The organism is Deferrivibrio essentukiensis, assembly GCF_020480685.1.
Lineage (GTDB): Bacteria > Chrysiogenota > Deferribacteres > Deferribacterales > Deferrivibrionaceae > Deferrivibrio > Deferrivibrio essentukiensis.
Genome location: NZ_JAJAFU010000014.1, coordinates 44,259 through 64,891 on the forward strand (window position 1 = coordinate 44,259; position 20,633 = coordinate 64,891).

17 protein-coding genes and 2 tRNA genes are annotated in these 20,633 nt (G+C 32.7%); 12 read left to right on the plus strand and 7 right to left on the minus strand.

Going from position 1 to position 20,633, the window contains the following annotated elements; translation table 11 throughout:
* Positions 1-74: 74 nt before the first annotated feature.
* The 12 genes from LF845_RS07870 (at position 75) to LF845_RS07925 (ending at position 11,635) form a co-directional block, all read left to right on the plus strand.
* Positions 75-1,322, plus strand: a complete 1,248-nt coding sequence (locus LF845_RS07870) for a response regulator (protein WP_242820464.1) — start codon at positions 75-77, stop codon at positions 1,320-1,322.
* A 14-nt stretch (positions 1,323-1,336) separates the two neighbouring features.
* Positions 1,337-1,699: a response regulator transcription factor gene (locus tag LF845_RS07875; RefSeq protein ID WP_242820465.1), complete on the plus strand. Its 363-nt coding sequence runs from the start codon at positions 1,337-1,339 to the stop codon at positions 1,697-1,699.
* Positions 1,696-2,175: a chemotaxis protein CheW gene (locus LF845_RS07880; protein WP_242820466.1), complete on the plus strand. Its 480-nt coding sequence runs from the start codon at positions 1,696-1,698 to the stop codon at positions 2,173-2,175. Before LF845_RS07875 ends, LF845_RS07880 begins: the two co-directional genes overlap by 4 nt.
* Positions 2,176-2,183: 8 nt before the next feature.
* A complete protein-coding gene (locus LF845_RS07885) occupies positions 2,184-4,340 on the plus strand; it encodes a methyl-accepting chemotaxis protein (protein ID WP_242820467.1) in 2,157 nt (718 codons plus the stop codon).
* 2 nt (positions 4,341-4,342) lie between these two features.
* Positions 4,343-6,691: a hybrid sensor histidine kinase/response regulator gene (locus tag LF845_RS07890; protein ID WP_242820468.1), complete on the plus strand. Its 2,349-nt coding sequence runs from the start codon at positions 4,343-4,345 to the stop codon at positions 6,689-6,691.
* A complete protein-coding gene (locus tag LF845_RS07895; RefSeq protein ID WP_242820469.1) occupies positions 6,678-7,052 on the plus strand; it encodes a CheW domain-containing protein in 375 nt (124 codons plus the stop codon). The genes LF845_RS07890 and LF845_RS07895 overlap by 14 nt, the downstream gene beginning before the upstream one ends.
* A complete protein-coding gene (locus tag LF845_RS07900) occupies positions 7,027-8,403 on the plus strand; it encodes a response regulator (protein WP_242820470.1) in 1,377 nt (458 codons plus the stop codon). Before LF845_RS07895 ends, LF845_RS07900 begins: the two co-directional genes overlap by 26 nt.
* Before the next feature lie 17 nt (positions 8,404-8,420).
* Positions 8,421-9,446 (plus strand): phosphoribosylformylglycinamidine cyclo-ligase, encoded by a 1,026-nt coding sequence (gene purM / locus LF845_RS07905; RefSeq protein ID WP_423220575.1) that lies wholly within the window; start codon positions 8,421-8,423, stop codon positions 9,444-9,446.
* The gene (gene purN, locus LF845_RS07910) at positions 9,443-10,051 is read left to right on the plus strand and encodes a phosphoribosylglycinamide formyltransferase (RefSeq protein WP_242820472.1); all 609 of its coding nucleotides are present in this window, start codon (positions 9,443-9,445) and stop codon (positions 10,049-10,051) included. Before purM ends, purN begins: the two co-directional genes overlap by 4 nt.
* A gap of 53 nt (positions 10,052-10,104) precedes the next feature.
* Complete coding sequence (locus tag LF845_RS07915) at positions 10,105-11,373, plus strand: M16 family metallopeptidase (RefSeq protein ID WP_242820473.1); 1,269 nt, start codon at positions 10,105-10,107, stop codon at positions 11,371-11,373.
* A gap of 68 nt (positions 11,374-11,441) precedes the next feature.
* Positions 11,442-11,534, plus strand: a tRNA-Ser gene (locus LF845_RS07920).
* A 9-nt stretch (positions 11,535-11,543) separates the two neighbouring features.
* Positions 11,544-11,635 (plus strand) — tRNA-Ser (locus tag LF845_RS07925).
* 179 nt (positions 11,636-11,814) lie between these two features.
* Here LF845_RS07925 and LF845_RS07930 read toward each other — a convergent pair.
* The 7 genes from LF845_RS07930 to LF845_RS12070 form a co-directional block, all read right to left on the minus strand.
* Complete coding sequence (locus LF845_RS07930) at positions 11,815-12,378, minus strand: TorD/DmsD family molecular chaperone (RefSeq protein ID WP_242820474.1); 564 nt, start codon at positions 12,376-12,378, stop codon at positions 11,815-11,817.
* A gap of 56 nt (positions 12,379-12,434) precedes the next feature.
* The gene (locus LF845_RS07935) at positions 12,435-15,272 is read right to left on the minus strand and encodes a molybdopterin-containing oxidoreductase family protein (protein WP_242820475.1); all 2,838 of its coding nucleotides are present in this window, start codon (positions 15,270-15,272) and stop codon (positions 12,435-12,437) included.
* A gap of 3 nt (positions 15,273-15,275) precedes the next feature.
* A complete protein-coding gene (locus LF845_RS07940; protein ID WP_242820476.1) occupies positions 15,276-15,944 on the minus strand; it encodes a 4Fe-4S dicluster domain-containing protein in 669 nt (222 codons plus the stop codon).
* A 147-nt stretch (positions 15,945-16,091) separates the two neighbouring features.
* Positions 16,092-17,453, minus strand: a complete 1,362-nt coding sequence (locus LF845_RS07945) for a sigma-54-dependent transcriptional regulator (RefSeq protein WP_242820477.1) — start codon at positions 17,451-17,453, stop codon at positions 16,092-16,094.
* Positions 17,450-18,832: a sensor histidine kinase gene (locus LF845_RS07950; protein ID WP_242820478.1), complete on the minus strand. Its 1,383-nt coding sequence runs from the start codon at positions 18,830-18,832 to the stop codon at positions 17,450-17,452. The genes LF845_RS07945 and LF845_RS07950 overlap by 4 nt, the downstream gene beginning before the upstream one ends.
* Positions 18,829-19,833 (minus strand): PhnD/SsuA/transferrin family substrate-binding protein, encoded by a 1,005-nt coding sequence (locus LF845_RS07955; protein WP_242820479.1) that lies wholly within the window; start codon positions 19,831-19,833, stop codon positions 18,829-18,831. The genes LF845_RS07950 and LF845_RS07955 overlap by 4 nt, the downstream gene beginning before the upstream one ends.
* Positions 19,834-20,293: 460 nt before the next feature.
* Positions 20,294-20,416 (minus strand): ATP-binding protein, encoded by a 123-nt coding sequence (locus tag LF845_RS12070; protein WP_423220576.1) that lies wholly within the window; start codon positions 20,414-20,416, stop codon positions 20,294-20,296.
* Positions 20,417-20,633 lie beyond the last annotated feature (217 nt).

Here is a 20,633-nt window from a genome sequence, read left to right on the forward strand (position 1 = left end):
GAAGCAACTTTTGCTTTTAAATGTAGTGTTAATTTTGATACGGTATAAAAGATTTTTATTTCGGGAGTTTTATTATGATTAAGGTTCTTGCGGTTGACGACAGCCCTACAATGCATAGGCTCTTTAAAATGATTTTTAGCACGGATGAATATGAGCTCAGGCTTGCCGATAATGGTGAAGAGGGGCTTAGAATTGTAAAGGAGTTTTCACCTGATTTAATTTTACTCGACTTTATCATGCCTAAAATGAACGGTTTTCAATTTTGTAAAATTTTGAGAGAGGATTATGGATTTAATGAAATTCCTGTCCTTTTGATTACAAGTAAGGCTGAAGATGTCGGAGATAAGTTTATCGAAAAGTTTAAGTGTATTGATTATATTGCAAAGCCGTTTCAACCTGATGAGTTGATTGAAAAAGTTAATGAGGTTGTAAATAAGTGTGAAAATGGTGTGCAAGATGACGGCGAAATTGATCAGCTACTTGATATTGAAGCCAAAAGTTTTGAAGATAATGTTGAGCATCAGTTTGCTGATGTCAAAGTAGAACAAAATAAAGAATATTCTTCAAGCTCCGTAGTGGATGAAATAATCTCAAAGGTTGAAAAAGACGTATTACCCACACTAAGAAAGTCTATTGAAAAATTTCTTAAATTTGAAACAGGTTATATGATTAGCGATATCAAAGGTGAGTCAATAAATATTGAGAAACTAACTGATATTATGACAAAGTTTGATGGTGAACTCACTGTTTTTAATAATGAGATTGACTACCATTTTTATGTGTCAGGTGGATATATTTCTTATTGTTATAAGGGGGACGATAAGGTCGAAGATTTTTTTGAGCTATTGCAGGATGTGACAGGTACTTGTCTTTTAGAGGTTGATAATTTTGTTTCTTTATATGCTCAGGTGAGAAATTTGGGGTTTGAAGACAGCCTTATAAAGAGATGTTTTATATTCTATGTAGCAAATATGCTTTGCGAGGCATTTGACCTTAGTGGTAGCAGATATTATGTAGATTTGATTGATGTGGATGATAATTTTAAAAGCAAGAATTGGGTTTCATATAGTGATTTAGATAAAGTTGTGTCAGATTTTAAAGAAGAGAAGGTTGAGATAAATAAAATAATATATGATGAAAATCTTGTCCCGCAGAGGATTACGGAGCAACCTGATAGTCTGAAAGCTTTTGAGGTTAGATTATTTGAACTTTGTGACGGGAAAAGGACAGTTGGTGAGATTTTGAGATTTTTTGGTAACAACAGGCAGTACGTGAAGAATATAATAGGTACTTTAGTATTGACAGGATATTTAAAAATTTAATTTAGGGGGTATATATGGCTAAAATTTTGGTAGTAGATGATAGTTTAACCGAAAGGGAAATTATAAAAAAAGCACTTGAGGCTGAAGGGTATAGTGTAGTGTTAGCTAATGATGGTGAAGCGGGACTGAAGGCACTTGATGGTGAAAAGTTTGACTGTGTGCTGCTCGATGTGGTAATGCCCGGAAAAAACGGATATCAGATTTGTAGAGAGATTAAAAAGAGTGACTTTACTAAAGATATTCCGGTTATATTAGTAACATCTAAAGGACAGGATAGTGATAAATTTTGGGGCAAAAAGCAGGGGGCCGATGATTACATTGTTAAGCCTTTTCAAATTGAAGAACTTATTCAGACTGTCAAGAGGTTTGTTAAGTGATAAAACAAGTCTTGTTAAAAAAGGCAAAGGGCTTACCTGTTGTAGAAAAACCAGTTGGACTAAAAAAGTTCGTAGTATGTATGGTTGGTTCTAAAAAATTTTTGATTGAGCTTGACAAAGTCAGAGAGCTTGTTCCGTTAACTACAATTGCAAATATCCCTGGAACTGATCATAAAATTTTAGGAGCATTATATCTTAGAGGGGAAATAGTTGTAATAATTGATCTTCGTGAGAAGCTTAACGTAAGCGAGGTGAAGAAAACTATTGCAAGCAGATTTGTTATTGTTGATGTTGAGGGTGAATTATTAGGTATTTTTGTGGATGAAGCTCAACAAATTATAGAAGTAGGTAAGGAACAGATTGCCAAGGAAGTTGAAGAAAAAGAAGATTTTTTTTACGAATATGTTGATGTTGACGGCCTATTGGTAGGTGTTTTGGATTTAAGTAAAATTTATTTTGATTATAAAATTAAGTGAGGTTGGTTATGGCAGAAAGAGGTGTTAAGTTTAGTTTGTTGTCCAAGATTGTTTTGTTATTGCTTGTTGTTATTGCTCTTGTTTCTTTTACTGCGAGTTACATCGTTTACTCAAATTCTGTTAAGACTGAAGTTAAAAACATCCTTGAAGATTTAACTACAAGGGTTGATGGGACATTTAAAAGGATTGAAGATAAGGACAAAGAGGTGGGTAGTATTATTAGGACTTTTACCATATCACCACTTTTAAAAACGGCTTTACAAGGTAAAGTTAAGCAAAGTGTGATTACTGGTGAGATGGATAGATTTTTAAGCACATACACAGATGTGTCCTCTGTTTATCTTGTAGATTTGGATTATAATATTATCGGTGAAGCTTCCAAAAAAGAGATTAAGTTGCCGCCTCTTGATGAAATTATATATTATGAAGACCTAAAGCTTAACGAATATTATGTCGAGTCGTATTTGACTAAAGAGACCCCTTATGTTGTATATTACTCACCTGTAGGGGATGAAAATGGTATTTACGGGGCACTTGTGGCAGTTGTGGATGGTAATTATCTGCTCGGTTTTGCTAACTCTGAGTTTACAAAAATGAAGTTTCATGAAGCCCAGAGAAGTTGTGCTAATTGCCATACCAAGGAAGAAGGGCTTATTAATTACGGTTTTACGGTTGTTTATGACGCTGACGGAAACTTAGTTCTTAATCCTCTGTTTGGTGACAGAATGCTTTATGAAAAGAAGCCTGAATTTACCGCACTTTTCAATGAAATAAAGCCTGTTTTGAAAGTGGATAAGTTCATAGAAAAAGAGGTTATTGTTCAAGGACAGCCATTTTTTGCATCTTTTGGTAAGTTGAGTTTTAAGAAAACTGAGTTTTACGTAGGTATGCTTAAAAATAAAAATTATAAACTTGCCAGTATTCAAAAAGGTGGTTTGTTCTCTATAGGCATTACGGCAGTTTTGGCGCTCATAATTTTCTTGGTAACTATAGTGCTTATGAGGAGATCTTTATCCCCTGTTTTTGAGCTTAACAATGCTATGCAAAGGGTAATGGAAGGGGAATATGATATTAGGGTTGCTTCAAAAACATCAGATGAGCTTGGAAGTCTTGCGGAAGGTTTTAATGAGATGCTTGACAGGATTTCAGGTTATATTCAAACAGATGAAGATAGAAAACGCCTGCAAAACCAAGCAATAAATCTAATGGATGTAGTTTCTGAGGCTGCTGAAGGTAACTTGACTGTTGAAGCGGAAGTAACTGCTGATGAACTTGGCGCGGTTGCAGATGCATTTAATATGATGACAGGCAATATTAGGGAGCTTATTAACGATATTAAGAGTGCGGGTGACTCCATTGTTGATGCTACCGAAAAGTTGCTTATGGCAGCTGAAAAAACAAGTGAAGGTGCGAATATTCAGATTGAAGAATTGAATAAGACTTATGAGGTCATTACGGTATTTAAGAAAAATAGCCAGGCTTCTGCTACAAAGTCTGAAGAAACGGTTGAAGTTACGGCAAGTGCTTCTGAAGCAGCAGAAAAAGGGCTTGCTATGCTTGATGAAACAGTTGATGCAATGTTGAATGTTAAGAGGTATTCTCAGCTTGCTTCTAAAAAGGTTAAGAGCCTTGGCGAAAGGTCTCTTGAGATTGGTGATATTACAAATGTTATTAGTGAAATTTCCAACCAGACAAACCTTCTTGCACTTAATGCTGCTATAGAGGCTGCAAGGGCTGGAGAATATGGCCATGGTTTTGCGGTTGTTGCAGATGAGATTAGAAAGCTTGCAGAAAGAAGTACGAAGGCTACTAAGGAGATTGCTGAGCTTATTAAATCTATTCAGGTAGAAACATCCGAGACAGTAAAACTTGTTGAGGAGAGTACGGTAAATATCGAGCATAGTTCTGATTTGGCTGAAAAAGCAGGTAACTCATTGAAAGATATCAATGAAGCATTAGTAAGGGCAAGGGATTCGATTAGAGAGATTTCTCTTGAAATTATTAACCAGGCTGAAGAGGCAAACAATGTAGCTGTATCAATTGAAAAGGTTAGGGAGATTGCAGAAGGCACAGTTGAAGGTGTGAAACAGACAAATATGATTGTTGCAACTCTGTCTCAATTGGCTGAAATGTTTAAGGAAGCAGTAGATAAATTTAGAGTATAAAAATGGCTAAAATTAACAAGCAGGAACTGATTGAGTTTTTCTTGATGGAAAGTGAAGAGCACTTTGAGACCATTTTAAATGGTCTCTTGGTGCTTGAGCAGAATCCTGAAAATTGGTCTATAATTGATGAGATGTTTCGCAGCACCCATACTATCAAAGGTTCTGCTGCAATGGTGGGCTTTATCAATGTATCGAGTGTGGCACATAAATTGGAAGATTTTTTAGATGAATTTAGAACCGGGAAAAGAAAAATTGATCAGGGGATAACGACTACTTTAGTGGAAATTTTTGAAAAATTTAACAATGAGGTTAAGTCGAAAAAGGATGACTTAGGTCAAAGTTTGTATGAAGAACTTTTGGCTAAAATTGATAATATTTCAAAAATAGCTCCTTTATCTGTTAATGAAAATTTGTCAGAATCCCCCACTGTTAAAAAACAGACTAAGATAAAACCTTCAAGAACAGAGATACTGGAAAGAGCTGATGAAAATTTTACTCAAATTGGCGAGCAGGCGTTTGACAGTTATATAAGGGTAAAGCTGAATAAAATTGATAGTTTATTAAACTTGGCAGGGGAGCTTATTACCAATAAAAACAGGCAGAATGAAAGGGTAAAAGCAATCCAAGACTTAAGTAGTAATCTTGAATACACAAAAAATAGGCTTGTTCAGATTATTAGGGAATTTGAAGACAAGTACTCATATACATTATCTTCTGAAAATGAGTTGGCTAAAAGTTATTCTGAAGAACTCTTAGATGGTTTTTCAGAGGGTGAATTTGATAGGTATGACCACTTTAATATACTTTCAAGACGTCTTCAGGAGATTGGTAATGATATCGTAATGAGTATTGATGAAATTTTTAAGAATTTTGAATCTTTTTCCGAAGAAATTAGTTATGTAAACAGAGTAACAGATAGTATTCAGAAAGGGTTAACATCAATAAGACTTGTTCCGATTGATAGACTTTTCAGTGCAGCTACAAGAGCGGCAAGAAGTGCGGCGATTGCAGAAAATAAGAAAGTTAAAGTACATATTATAGGAGAGAAAGTTGAGCTTGATAAGACACTTATTGATGCTCTGACAGAATCTTTTATTCATATAGTAAGGAATTCTATTTCTCACGGTATAGAAAACTCTGATATTAGAAAACAAAAGGAGAAGGATGAAGAAGGTAACATCTATCTAAAGGCAAAACGTGAGGGGAGATATGTTATTTTGGAAGTTGAAGATGATGGCAGTGGGCTAAATCTTGAGCTTATAAGGGAAAAAGTAATCCAGAAGGGTTTATTGCCAGAATATGAAGCCAAAAATATGAGGGCAGATAAACTGCTTAATTATATATTTTTACCTGGTTTTTCTACAAAAGAAGGATCATCTGAAATTTCAGGGCGTGGTGTAGGGCTTGATGTTGTAAAAAAACAAGTAGAAAGTCTTGATGGTAATATATCTGTTATAAATAAAGAAGGCAAAGGACTATGTATACAACTTAGTGTGCCTGTTACTCTTTTGATTTCAGAATATCTTTTATTGCGGGAAAACTCTCAGGCATTTTCTATCCCCATCATTTCGGTTTATGAATCTTTTAATATAGATACATCAAATGTAAAAAAGATAGGCGGACGTTTTTTTTATAAAATACGGGACGAAATACATGAAATTCACGATCTTGGTGTGTTATTAAAGCAGGTTGAAAATGCCCAGTTTGAGGACGGTAGTGTAGGAATAATTGTTGAAGGTATAAAAAAACCTTACATAATTACAGTAGATGAAATCATCGGAAGAGAAACTGCTGTAACAAAAAAGTTGGGTAGAATAGTTGAAGGTTTAAAACATATAACCGGTGCAACTATAAGTCCAAGTGGTGAGGTAAGGCTGATTATTGATCCTATAAGGCTTATAGAAGAAAAAACAGAAGGAACTCTAAATTATAGCAAAACCACAACAGACCAGCCAAAAAGTACAGGGAAAACATATATTCCTAATAGTGTATTAATTGTGGATGATTCTATCAGTATTAGGAAGTTTTTAAGTTCTATCATTTCTGACATGAACTTGGCGGTGGACGAAGCTTACGATGGTGCCAATGCACTTGAAAAACTTGAAAAGAGGAGATATGATTTAATAATAACCGACTTGGAGATGCCTGTGCTGAACGGTTATGAACTAATTGATAAGATTAGGAATTACTATCGTGATAATTCTACTTCAATATTTGTTTTAACATCAAGGGCTACAGAAAAACATAAAAATAAGGCCTTTGAACTTGGGGCAAACGATTTTTTAATTAAACCGTTAAATGAAGATAAAATTAAAGAAAAAATAAGAGAGGTAATTTTTGAAAGGGCTTAAATTTAAACAAGGAGATTTTCATTTTATAGTTGATGTAAGAGATATTCTCCACGTTGCCAGCAGAAAAGATGTAAAAGATGACCTGAAGGAGATTAAAAATCTTGATTTTAAGAAGCTTCTTAATGTGGGGAATTCATCTGAAGAGGTTATTTTTATTGGACGGGATGATAAAATAATGGGATTATTGGTTGAAAAAGTTATTGAAGTATCTGAAATAGGCGAAGTATTCCCTTTTGAAAAAGAAATTTTTGTGATAGAGTTTATTAAGGGGATGGTTAAGTACAATGATGTGATATATTACTTAATAGATTTTGACAAAATAATAGAGGTAGATTATGAAGAAAAAAGTCCTTCTTATTGACGACAGCATGACTATTCACAGGGTAATTGATTTGTCTGTAGATGAGGAAAAGTATGAAGTAGAGAAGGTGTTTTCTGCTGAAGATGCCGAAGGGAAGATAAAAAGTTTTAATCCCGATATAGTTCTTCTTGATAATAAACTTGAAGGGATAAAGCTTAATGAATATGTTTCCAGGTTAAAGTCAGAAACCGGTGCATCTGTTATCCTTTTAGTGGGGGCTTTTGACCATTTTAATGAGAGTAATTTAAGTGCTACAAATGCTGATGACTTTATTGTTAAGCCTTTTAACTCTTCCTTGCTTGAAGAAAAATTGGAAAAGTTTGGGCAGGCGGTTGCAGCAGAGGTAGAAGGGTCAAACAATGAGGTTGAGCCTTCAGTTGAAAAAGATAGTGCAGTTGAAGAATTGCTGGCATCAATTGATTCTGAAGAGACTGTTGAGAAAGAGACTCAGTTTGAAGACTTTGATGATTTGTTGGCTGAAAATGCTCCTTCAGAAGATTTAGTCGAAGATAAAAAGCAGGATGTTGAGCTTGAAGAGTCATTAGAGTCAAGTGAGTCTGTTGAATTGGAAGATATTTTTGATGATGTAAAAACGGAAGATAAAACTGAAGAAGATCTTTTTGACGCTGTATTGACAGAAGAAAAGGGGAGTGAAGACTTAACAGCAAGTGAATCAATTTCTGAGGATATATTATCAGATTTAGTTGAAGAAAGCAGTACTAAAGAAGATGAAGAGCTCGAGATAATTTCGGAAGAAGCTACTACTGAACAAAAAGAAGATTCTGATTTAAGTGATATTTTTGGTGAACTTGAAGATGTAAAAGATGATGAAGATAAAGACTTACTGGAAGAAGTGCCTGCAAGTGAAGCTGATGAAGGTGTTGTTGACTCATTACAAGAGCTTGTAGAAGAAGAGAAAGTTTTAGATGAAGATTTTGATGAATCTTTTGACAAAACATTTGTTGATGAAGAAAAGAGCGATGTTAATATTGATGAAAATATTGATGCACAGGATGTAGCTGACGAGCTGACAGTCGATATGCCTGATGAGGTAGAGTTTGGGGCAGAGTTGGAAGAAAAGGATTCGTTGACAGAGGATACTGAAATTCAATTTACTGAAGAGGATGTTGCCAAAGAAGATTTTTTAGAGAGTGTTGAAGGGGAAAAGCTGCATATAGATAAAGAGATGATTAAGAAAGTTATAGAAGATTCAATAGATTTAGATTTTCTTCGTGACGTGGTAAGAGAAGTGATTTCAAAAAATTTGGAAAAGGTGATTTGGGAAATAGTTCCTGATATGGCAGAAAAATTAATCATAGAGGAAATTGAAAAGCTTAAAAAAGGTGAGTAATACCAATGAACAAAAAAATAAAATACAATGATGCAGGCGTCAATATTGATGAGGGGAATCTTTTTGTTAATAAAATAAAAGGGATTGTTGCTTCCACTTTTGATGAAAATGTTCCGGAAGGCATTGGTGGTTTTGCCGGATTTTACGCTATCCCTTTTGCAAAGAATATGGAATATCCCATGCTTGTGTCTTCAACAGATGGTGTTGGGACCAAATTAAAAGTGGCTATAGAATCAGGAATATTAGATACGGTTGGCATTGACCTTGTGGCAATGTGTGTAAATGACTTAATAGTGACAGGGGCAAGGCCTCTGTTTTTTTTGGATTATATTGCAACAGGGAAGTTAAGTGCAGATAAATCAGTGAAGGTTTTAGAGGGTATTGTTGAAGGGTGCAAGCAGGCTAATGCTTCGCTTTTAGGCGGGGAAACTGCTGAAATGCCTGATATGTATCAGGATGGTGATTTTGATTTGGCAGGTTTTGCTGTAGGTGTTGTTGATAAGCCTAAAATAATTAATGGTAAAGGTATAAAAGAGGGTGATTGGCTTTTGGGTTTATCATCAAGTGGATTCCATAGTAACGGCTACTCCCTTTTAAGGAAAATATTTTTTAAAGAGTTAAAAATGAAAGGGGATGAAGAAGTTGCCCCCGGTGTTACTTTGAATGAATTATTGTTAACACCTACAAAAATTTATGTAAAAGAAATTCTTAATCTTATTGAAACATGTGCTAAAATAAAAGGTATGGTGCATATAACCGGTGGTGGTTTTTATGAAAATATACCACGTGTGATGCCAAACGGATTGTCAGCAAAGATTTATCCGGGAAATATGCCAAACTTGCTCCATTACGATTATCTAAAATCCCTAAATCTTGTTGAAGAAAAAGAGTTGTTCAGAGTCTTTAATATGGGTATAGGGTTTGTGTTAATTGTTGACCCTTTTGAAGGGGAAAAGTTGTTAAGTGGCAATAATAATAATATTTTCAAGATAGGTGAAGTGTATAAAGGTAATGAAGTGGTAGTCAAAGGGGTAGACTTTTGAAGAGAATTGCCATCTTATTGAGTGGTCGAGGAAGCAATTTCAAGGCTATATATGAAGCTATAAACTCAGGTTTTATTAAAGATGCTGAGATATCAGTAGTAATAAGCGATAAAAAAGAGGCTAAAGGTCTTGAATTTGCAAGAGATAATGGACTTAATGCAATATTTGTAAATCCAAAAGATTTTGGTGATAGAAAAGGTTATGATTTAGAGCTTGTTAAAATTTTGAAAAATGCAAATGTAGATATTATTTGCCTTGCAGGTTTTATGCGAATTATTAGCGAAGAATTTGTAAATGCTTTTGAAAACAAAATTATTAATATTCATCCTTCTCTTTTGCCAAGCTTTCCCGGATTGAATGCACAAAAGCAAGCTCTTGAATATGGAGTAAAGTTTACTGGCTGTACGGTGCACTTTGTTGACGCCAAGGTCGATAACGGACCTATTATATTGCAGGCTGTTGTTGAAGTTAAGCAAGACGACACTGTGGAAACTCTTTCAGATAGAATTTTAAAATATGAACACAAAATATATCCAATGGCTGTAAAACTTTTGGTAGAAGATAAAATAAAAGTTGAAGGCAGAAAAGTTATTATTTTCGATTGAACTCTTTAAGGTTGTTTCTAATCTTTTTGATAAATTGCAAAAAAGGATGCACTATGAAAAAGTTGTTTTTAATAATATTTCTATTATGTTTTAAAATTTTGTTTGCTGGTGAGGTGGTTATGCTTGATAATGGCGGGAAGTTTGTGACAATTGAAAGGGGTTATACGGATACTATTACCATATCAATGTTTATTAAGGGAGGATTATTTAGGGAAACTTCTGAAGATAATGGTATAGGTAATCTTTTTTCTGATGTTTGGGTAAAAAGCAGTAAATTACTTGATAAAGTGGAATTTTATGGTGGTTCTATTGGTGCCTCAGTTACAAATGACTATTTAGAGTTTTCTCTTTCCGTTCCTTATGAAAATCTTAGCCTTGTATTTGAAGAGCTGGATGAATTTATTAATTCTCCTAACTTTGATATTAAAATTTTTAATGTAGAAAAGGAGTTAATTTTAAAATCTATCGAAAGCATTAAAGATAATCCTAACAGTTTGGCAATGAAAGGGTTTAATAGACTTTCCTATGAAGGTTTTACTTATTCTATGGACAGCCTTGGGACGACTGAGTCTGTTGGCAAGTTGAATATTGATGATGTTAAAAAATACTATGAGAAAAACATTGTTGCTTCAGATATGGTTGTAAGTGTAGCTGGCAAGTTTAATGGGCAGGATGTCAAGAAAATTAAAAAAATATTTACTAAGCTTCCTAAAGGGGAAAAAATAACAATAGATTGCTCTGCTTCAAAAATTAATGAAGACAGATTTATGGAAGAAACTGATGATAAAATTCAACAAGCTAAGTTATTTATTGGTTTTGATGCCCCCAATGCTTTGAGCAGCCAGTATATTTCCCTTAAAATATTATCTGACTTAATGGGTGGGGGGATGAGCTCCGTATATTTTGAAAAGCTTAGAAAAGAAAAAGGGTATGCATATTCTGTTGGAGCTTTTTACCCATCAAGGATTTGCAATTCAAGGTGGGTTGGCTTTATAGGTTTGGATTATTCTAACGTCAAGGATAGTATAGATACAATGAAAAATTTACTTGGTCAGGTTAATGATATTGTTGATAATGAAAAACTGGAAAGTGTTAAAAATTATGTAATAGGTAGAATTTTAAATGAGTCTCAGACAAACTCCAAAGTGGCATGGTATTCATCTTTTTTTGAAACTGTTGGCCTTGGTTATGACTTTATGGACAAATATATTGATTTGCTAAGAAGTGTCAGTAAGAATGATATACTAAAGGCTGCGGATACACTTTTGAAAAGCCACACTGCAACATATATTTTAAAACCAAAGGGTAGTGTCAAAAAATAAAATTAAGTATAAAAAATACTTGAAATATAAATTAAATTATATTATATAAACTTTCCGCAGAAATTAGCGGAGGGATGGCCGAGTCTGGCTTAAGGCGGCGGTCTTGAAAACCGTTGTAGGGTAGCCCCCTACCGTGGGTTCGAATCCTACTCCCTCCGCCATTTTTTTTAGGAGAGATGGCCGAGTATGGTCGAAGGCGCTCGCCTGCTAAGCGAGTGTACCGTTAATCGCGGTACCGAGGGTTCAAATCCCTCTCTCTCCGTTTATTAAATTACTAACACCTTGTTAAACTTCATTTTTTAAAATCCATTTTAAGCTTGGGGCCGTGAGAGGGACGTAAAATGTCTGATATAGTCCATCATATTCGAACATAGCAGAACAAGATAATAAATTTTTATAGATACCCCCGGATTTACCCGTGGGTATCTATAAATTTACTTATCAAGTATACGAGACTAACCTAATGTCATCTGCAAGTTTTTCGGTTAACTTAGCTATTTTTTTATATACTATTGTGTCTGCATTTTCATACATTGCTTTACTGAATTTTGTAATCCATGGATAGAAATATTTTTCTAAAAATATATTTAATTTCTCTTTATCCTTAGAATTCTTGATATATTCAAGAATAGCAACTAAATGGTCTTCTCCATATTTAAAATTATCTGATAATATAAAATTATCTTCAATATATTCAAATTTTATTTCTTCTGTTATTTTAGAGACAACAGTTTTGTTTTCACTTAAATGGTATGAAGCAATTGGAAATGTATTGAAATCCTTTGGATGAGTAAAAAGTTTAACATAGTCAAAATTAAGTTCTTCTTCTACTACTTCAGCAGAATTTTGGCCTATGTATAACAAAATTTCTTTAATATCATCATCACAAACATCATCTAAAGGTATCTTTTTTAAGTCATTAATAATTTCGCTATTTAAATTATTTTTCAAAAATAATTGAAGGAAATCTATAATAAAAATTGTTTCTTCATTTAAGAACTGCATCTATGCCTCCATAAAAATATAAGGGGGGGCAGCCTTAAACTGCCCTCAATTAAATTTTATACTTTCTTTATCCTAGCAATCATATCTGCAAACGTAGGAAATCCCATAATAGGTGACCTTCCATTTGGATCAGTCATTAGGTTAGCCAAAGGGGTAGTCCCTTTAACTTTGTAAAGAGGACCAATTTCCTTAACAAACCTACCACCAGTGCCAAATGCAATTTTAATAACTTTTGGTCTTATTCCACCTGATGCAAATATTTTGCCTCTTGTTGAAAAACCAAGGGGATTTTCAATTTCAACCAAATCACCTGTTTTTAAGTTTAGCTCTTTTGCATCATCTTCATTCATCCATATTGTGCCAACTGAATAACTGTTTTTCTCAAATACTTGTTCTTTAGCTTTATATTTAGCTCCAGGTAAAACATCTACAGTTATGTCTTTAATTTCATCATTTAGCGGTTGCCATGTACCCTCAACTTTTATCTCAGATAGAAATGTTGCCATTTGAGTACCTGTCATAGCATGGTGAACTCGGCCATTTATAACCTGGAATGGATACTCATTTTCAAATCTTTTGTATTTCAAATTAGTGTAAGGATTCCAAATAGTTTCAAACCAGTAAAATGTTTTTGGAAACTTTTCTAAGCCTATCTCTTTTAGCCCTGCTGGTATAACTTTTGATTCCTCAATACGCTTATTGTACTTAGAGTATCTTCCTTTTCTCTTTCCACTATCCTCATAATCCCAAACAAACTCAATTAGTTTAGAATCTGTCTTTGGAAAAGCTTTGTTAGGTTCATCGCTACCAACTTTTTTATACCTGTAATAGCTCATTGGCCATACAGCTACGCCTTTATTCTTTCTCAGCCATTCAACTGTGAGGGGTTTTCCTTTAATTACTTTTTTCTTATGATCTATTTCTACTTCACCTTTTTCTAATGACTCTGGTGTTCCTAAGATTTTATAACCTTCTGGATACTTAGGATATGGAAGTGGTGTGCCGACATTTAACTTTCCTGGCGAGACTGCTAACATTTCATTCACGAAATCTTCCTCTGAGTTATATTTCAGCCAAAAATCTTCTCCTTTTAAATCCTTATCACCAAGTTCCACAAGTCTTTTAGCAAGCATATTCATTATTTCTGTTGGTTTTTTACTTTCATAAAGAGGTTTAATAACCTCATCTCTTAAATATAACACAGGGTGTGATGGATAAATATCACTCAACGACATCCTTTCAACAAAACTTGCTTCTGGAAGAATTACATCAGCATAAAGTGCACTTTCTAAAAAGATTGAATCTATCACTACAGAAAGTTCAAGTTTATATTCACCATTTGAATCTTTAGCTGTAAATGCTTTTTTCCAAGCTTCGGGATTAGAAGCGGTTATTAGTGAATTTCCTGTTCTTAAAATATAACCTTTAAATGGATATTTATGCCCTTTAAAAGGTCCATAAGTAATGTTTACACCTTTAAATATTCTATCAGGTATATCGGCTACAACATCATCCCATGCTGAAGGGTACTGATCACCATAAGCATCTTTGTGAAGATGTTCGACTTCGCCTTCTACCTCTTTGCCATTTATAACTTTTTTTATTTTTCTTTTTTTAAACTGCGCACCTTTGGCACTTCCACCTTTGCTGGCTTTAACTATTTCTGTATCAATGGCTCCTCCTGGAGCATCAAAGTTACCGGTAATTACATTCAACACCGTACCAATAATTGAGGCACAATATCCATTATAATGGTGCCCAGGAGATTGCATACCCCATACAAGTGTTGCAGGTTTGGTTATCCCAAAATCATGAGCTAAATTTCTTATCTGGTCTATCGTAAGCCCTGTTCTATCGCTAGCCCACTCAAGAGAAAAATAGCTAAGATTATTTATTGGGTCCTTTTTGTTAAACCAGCTTTTAAATTCATCAAAAAATTTATCCCAACCTTTAACATATTTTTTCATATTCCAGTCGATATATCTTCTATCAGGATTATTAGGGTTATCATTTTCAATAATATATCTTAACATTGCACCGAAAAGGTCACCATCAGTTCCTGCACGTGGTGCAAGCCACTGGTCTGCGGCAGTTGCAGTATTGGAATATGAAGGATCAATTACAACAACCTTACATCCATTCTTAAGTTTTGCCTCAACAGTACCTCTATTTTCATAGTAAATTCTAGTTGATACAAAAGGGTTCCAACCGTTATAAATTATAAGTTTTGTTTTGTAGTCATAATTTTTAGTCAGATTACCTTTTTTATCCCTTATTAAGAGAGGTCTCATTATGTCAGGCTGAATTCTTTTACCACCTAAGATAAGTTTTGGACCATGTCTTCTAGGAGTATCACAAATTGCACCATGCTCAACACAGTTTGGAGTTCCCCATGCAAAAAACAATCTCCAGTATTGATCTCTGTCCGTTACATCTCCAGTATTCATCATAACAGATTCAGCACCATATTCTTTTTTGATTTTGGTAAGTTTTTTTGCAATAAAGTCTATTGCTTCGTCCCAACTAACTTTTTTAAATTGTCCACTTCCTCTTTCGCCTGTTCTTATCATTGGGTGCTTTATCCTGTAAGGTGAATATACCAGCTGGGGAATAGATGCGGCTTTAGCACAACAAGTTCCATCATTCATAGGAACATCTTTGTTCCCATAAATCTTCCATAGGTTTCCACCTTTTGACCAAAACTCAAGACCACACTCGGCAGGGCACATAGCATCAGCACTAAAAACTTTTTTATAATTTTTTAGCTCTTCTTTTATAATTCCGGCTTCTTTTGGGGAGATTTTGGCAAGAACATCTCCAGATTTAGCGTTTATTGCGGCAATAGTAGCAGCTGCTGCGGATGATTTTAGAAAATTTCTTCTACTTATTTTCATAACCTATACCTCCCTGTTTATTTCTTTGTCAGCTACTTCAAACACCTTAAAGTCTTTAATAAAATATGTCACTCTAGGTTTTGTACCAAATTCTTCATTCCATTTAGCACCTTTTACAGTTTTTAATAGCTTTGAAACTGTACTATTAGGGTCATTTAGGTCACCAAAATATCTGGCTTTACCAGGGCAATTTCTTACACACGCAGGTTCTTCAATCCCAGCAGCAATCCTGTGAAAACAGAAATCACATTTATCAATAACAAATAATGATTTTTTAGTTTTACCTTTAACCTCTTCCACTTTTGGATATTTTGCTGGGTCATTTTTGATATTAATATTTTTATTTAGGTATCTTGCACCGTATGGACATGCATCGGCACATCTTCCGCAACCTAAACAGAGATCTCTGTCAACAACAACTGTTCCATCCTTTCTTTTATAAGTTGCTCCTTTTACCGGACATGGAGATAAACATGGTGGGTTGTCACAATGATTACAGAGCTTTGGAAAAAAGAATCTTTTAGGTGTAGGATATTTTCCAATGTCTGCATAATCGACTCTTGATCTAAAAGAGCCAAAAGGAACCTCATTTTCCTGTTTACATGTTACTTGGCAACTGCCGCAACCAACACACTTTCTTAAATCCACAATAAATGCATATTTTTTACTCATAAGCACCTCCTAAGTTAGAAATTAGGAGCAAGTAGTATGCCAATGAGTATTTTGCTCAAATCTAGTATTTAAGCGGATTGATTAAAATGATAATTATAGATTGTTCAAATTGGCAACAGTAAATTGTTATAATAATGAACAGTTAGATTAGTCATCTAAACCAAGTAACTTTCTCAATTTATTGCGTGACACTTTAAGCTTATCTGCTGTTAAAACCTGGTTCTTTCCATATTTAATATAAAAGCTATTTGCTATATTTTCCTCTATTTTCAATATGAAATCATTTAAACCATTACTTTCTATCAATTCTTCATACTCAGATAACAAAGAAGCAAAAGCCAAATCTTCTTTTTGAGACTCATTGATAATTGCTATATCATCCGCATGAATTACATCTGAACCATTTATGACTGCTCTTTTAATAATATTTTCCAACTCTCTAATATTCCCAGGGTAATCATATTTAATTAGCTTATCTGCCGCTTTCTGTGTTAATTTTATCTTCCTGTCAGCATACTTACTCAAGAAGTATTTACATAATGGAATAATATCATCTTTTCTTTCTCTAAGTGGTTTTAAATTTATTTCAAATGTGTTCAAGCGATAATATAAATCATTTCTAAATAGTTTCAAATTAACAAGTTCTGGTATATTTCTATTTGTAGCTGCAATAAATCTAACATTAATTTTCTTTATTTTATTACTGCCAAGTTTTACAATTTCTCTCTCCTGTAAAACCCTTAAAATTTTAGCTTGCAAAGTTAAGGGCATATCCCCTATTTCATCCAAAAATACAGTCCCCCCTTCTGCAAATTCTAGTTTCCCTATATGGTCATTGGAAGCACCAGTAAAAGCCCCCTTTTCATAACCAAAAAGTTCACTTTCAAGAAGATCAGCCGGAATAGAACTACAATTTATTGCTACAAAATTTTTGTTTCTTCTCTTCGAAAAATTGTGTAAAGCTTTTGCTACTATTTCTTTACCCGTACCTGTTTCACCTGTGATTAAAACAGATTCATCTGTCTGAGATATCTTCCCAATCTTTTTGATTGTATCCAACATGTGAGTTGAGTTGCTAATTATCTTTTCATTACAATCATTATCATTTTGTACACACAAATAAGTACCAAAGTCTTGTTCTTTATCTTCTTTTAAAATATTTGAAATAATACTGTTGAGCTGGTCACTATCAAAAGGTTTTAGTATATAATCAAATGCTCCTTTTTTCATTGCATCTATAGCGATATCAGTTTCGTGAAAAGCTGTCATCACAATCACTTTAGTATTTGATTCTGCAAAATTTGACGATGATAATTTTTCTAAAAGTTCCAAACCATCAATATCAGGGAGCTTCACATCTAAAAAAATTATATCAAAAATATTCCCATAAAAGAGTTTAAGTCCACTTGTTCCATCATAAGCCAATACTACATGCATTCCCTTTTGTTCAAGTAATCTACGCAATGAATAACAGATTGATTTTTGATCATCTATAACTAAAACGTTCATATTGTTCCTCTTAACAATATTCTAAATGAAGTTAAATTGGCTTTGCTTTCCACAGCAATATCACCATAATGGATTTTAACGATGTTGTATACTATATAAAGCCCCATCCCTGTTCCATCTTTTTTTGTTGTGAAAAAAGGATCAAAAACTTTACTTAAGTTAACAGTTGAAATGCCTTTTCCGCTATCAGAAAAAATTATTTCAACACCTTCATCTAGATATTTTGTGCTTATATTTATAAAACCGTTACTTTCAATCGCCTCTAATGAATTTCTAACTAAATTATAAAAAAGAAGTTCTAAAAGAGGAAAATAACCTTTTATATATTTTATTTCTGAACTCTGATTATAATTAACTGCTACCTTTTTCTGCAAAATAGAGTCTTTAAATTCCATCAAAACATTTTCAATAATCTCATGAATATTTACAAAACCTATATCTATTTCTGAAACAACAAACTGCCCAGTAAGCTTTTTTAAAAGTTCTTCTATGTTATTAGTTTCATCTCTTATAATAGCTATATCATCGTTTTTTATATTATTCTCGTTAAGTCCACTCACTAATAATTTTATTGAAGTAATGGAGCTTTTTATTTCATGTAAAATACCTGATTTAAGTGTATTAAAAGCACTTATTTTTTCTGTAAGTAAAAGATTATTAAATGTGTGTTTAAAATTATCATGGTATCTTTTTAATTCTATAGAAAGGTTATTTAAAGTTTCAATAATTTTTCTTACTTCAAGAGAGCCTGATGGGGTAGTAGTTACACCAAACTCTTTATTCATAAGCTTATTAGCAAAATGGTACAAATCGCTCAAAGGTTTTGTTAAAAAATTACTTAATAAATAAGACAATATTAATACTATAATTACAATTAAAATAATATATTGTATAAATTTATCCATAACTCGTTTAAATAAAAATTCAATACTATTTTCAGTAAAACCTAAGTGCATTTCATAATCAAGGTTATCAATAATTTTAACGCCCACATCATGGATAATTTCTTTTTTATTTTTTAAAAGAACTACATTAGTATCTTTGCCTTCTAAATTATTCCAGGTTTCAATACCAACTGGAATATATTCTCCGAAAGTTGATACCAGAATATTTCTGTTTTCATCTAAAATATAGATATACTCAATGCCATTATTTGTTTTTTTTATTTTTGAAAGACTCTTTTCAATTTTAAGTAAGTCAGAAAGGAGAAGGTCATTAGCAATCATATTTGCAGTTACTTTAGCAAAAGATATTGAAATTTTATCAGCCTCTTCCCTCATAGAAATTTTTGTATAGTTTGAGACCATAAAGAAGATTCCAAATGATATTGCTAAAACTACAAAAAGCATTGATAGAAAAAGCTTTAGTTTAAACTTCATTTTAGATTGTAATATTTATTTATTAAAGACATAAGGTCTCCAAACCTAACATTTTCAGCATCTGTAAATCCATTTTCCATTTCCGTAAATTTCCATAAATCACTTTTAAAGCCATTTTTGGGATTAAATTCCAAAAGAGCAGCTTTTATTATATTTTTTTTAGCTGATGATAAATATGGGGATACACAAACCGTACTTGATGGAAAAGGTTTTGATAGTTTTACTATATCTAAAATCCCCTCTTCTGCCATCTTAAAAGCTAACTTATCCTGAATTGCACCTGCATCTGCAAACCCATTTACAACTTTGTTTACCACATCTTTATGAGAGTCTGAAAATTCATATTCCAAATCTTTTAGGTATATTCCTGCATCTTCAAGCATTTTTCTTGGGATAAGGTAACCTTGAGTTGAATATTTATTACCAAAAACAAATTTTTTGTGTTTAATATCTTTTAAGCTATTTATAGTTTTGTTACCAGCCTTTTTGATTATGGCTCCTTTATAATAAGGTTGACTTTGACCATTTAGTCCGAAAACGATTGGGTATGAGCCATATTTACTGCCAGATAGTAAACAACTCACTGTCCCCATTAAAGATATATCAATGCTACCTTTACCTAACATGTGTATATTATCTGGATAGTTTCTAGGTACTTTTATTTTATAGTTAAACCCTGTTTTTGCCTCCAGATATTTTATAAGGGGCATATAAAATGCTACATCTTCTGTAGGTTCCCATCTCAGATCAAATCCAACGTATATTGTATTATTATCAACATTTTTAAGATTTTTATCACTGATGGAAATTTTTTGGGTTTTTGAAAGATCTATTTCTTTGAAATCTTCATTACCATTACATGCGACAAGAGAAAAAATAATTAAATATAAAAAAAAATAAAAAAAGATATTTTTTTTGACTTTATTTAAACTAAATTGCCTTAAACAGATAGAAAAACTAGACATTTTTAAAATATGAGCATAAAAAAATGAGTTCAGCATACAATATTATGATTAAAGCCATTATAGCTGTCAAGTTTTTTATCCTTGGTAAATATCTTAAAAATATTATTCACAACCCAATTTCATATTAATTGTAAGTACTTTAAAAAGCGATTTTTTGTATACCATTTAAATTTTAGTTTAATATTCTAAATTATTTTATCCTAATATTATTTCACATAAAAAAGGTTAAGCAAACAAATAAGCTATTATTCACAATACTGGGTCATATCACTTTAATTAGAGAGCCCAAAGTAAACTCTGCCATAAAAAAATTAATACCAAATTTATAATACTATAATACCCCAAGAAAAAAGACAAAAAATTTTTTAATAAAATAAAAAATATGATAACATAGTAAAAAAAAGGTGTAAAAATGAAGAATAAAAAAAGACAATTTAGTAGTGAATTTAAAGTTAAATTAGTATTTGTTAAAGGTACAATAATTCCCCAGTTAAATTTAAGCCTCTTTTACTTCTTGTAAACTTTTTATTCTGTAACTTTTACCATTTATCTTAAATATATGGGAATGGTGAATAAGCCTATTTATTATAGCAGCTGCTACTACCTCATCTCCAAATATATTATCCTATTCTTAAATGGGTGTTTTTAGTACCAATTACAGAATTAATTTTATACCTTTGTCTGATAATTTCAAAGAATTCATCAACATAGTTTAATCGAGTTTTCAAAATGGTGTAAAATCTTTCAAGATAATACTAATGTTAATGCTGTTTTAGATAGATTATTACATCATTATATTGTAGAAAAATATAGTCAATAGCTTTTACAAAACAAAT

Bases quoted from the DNA above. Each gene is read 5' to 3' on its own strand.
- LF845_RS07945 (WP_242820477.1), bottom strand. From the start codon at position 17,453: ATGAACGTTTTAGTTATAGATGATCAAAAATCAATCTGTTATTCATTG.
- LF845_RS07930 (WP_242820474.1), bottom strand. From the start codon at position 12,378: ATGCAGTTCTTAAATGAAGAAACAATTTTTATTATAGATTTCCTTCAA.
- LF845_RS07935 (WP_242820475.1), bottom strand. From the start codon at position 15,272: ATGAAAATAAGTAGAAGAAATTTTCTAAAATCATCCGCAGCAGCTGCT.
- LF845_RS07870 (WP_242820464.1), top strand. From the start codon at position 75: ATGATTAAGGTTCTTGCGGTTGACGACAGCCCTACAATGCATAGGCTC.
- LF845_RS07875 (WP_242820465.1), top strand. From the start codon at position 1,337: ATGGCTAAAATTTTGGTAGTAGATGATAGTTTAACCGAAAGGGAAATT.
- LF845_RS07890 (WP_242820468.1), top strand. From the start codon at position 4,343: ATGGCTAAAATTAACAAGCAGGAACTGATTGAGTTTTTCTTGATGGAA.
- LF845_RS07885 (WP_242820467.1), top strand. From the start codon at position 2,184: ATGGCAGAAAGAGGTGTTAAGTTTAGTTTGTTGTCCAAGATTGTTTTG.
- LF845_RS07950 (WP_242820478.1), bottom strand. From the start codon at position 18,832: ATGAAGTTTAAACTAAAGCTTTTTCTATCAATGCTTTTTGTAGTTTTA.
- LF845_RS07955 (WP_242820479.1), bottom strand. From the start codon at position 19,833: ATGCTGAACTCATTTTTTTATGCTCATATTTTAAAAATGTCTAGTTTT.
- LF845_RS07940 (WP_242820476.1), bottom strand. From the start codon at position 15,944: ATGAGTAAAAAATATGCATTTATTGTGGATTTAAGAAAGTGTGTTGGT.
- LF845_RS07900 (WP_242820470.1), top strand. From the start codon at position 7,027: ATGAAGAAAAAAGTCCTTCTTATTGACGACAGCATGACTATTCACAGG.
- LF845_RS07915 (WP_242820473.1), top strand. From the start codon at position 10,105: ATGAAAAAGTTGTTTTTAATAATATTTCTATTATGTTTTAAAATTTTG.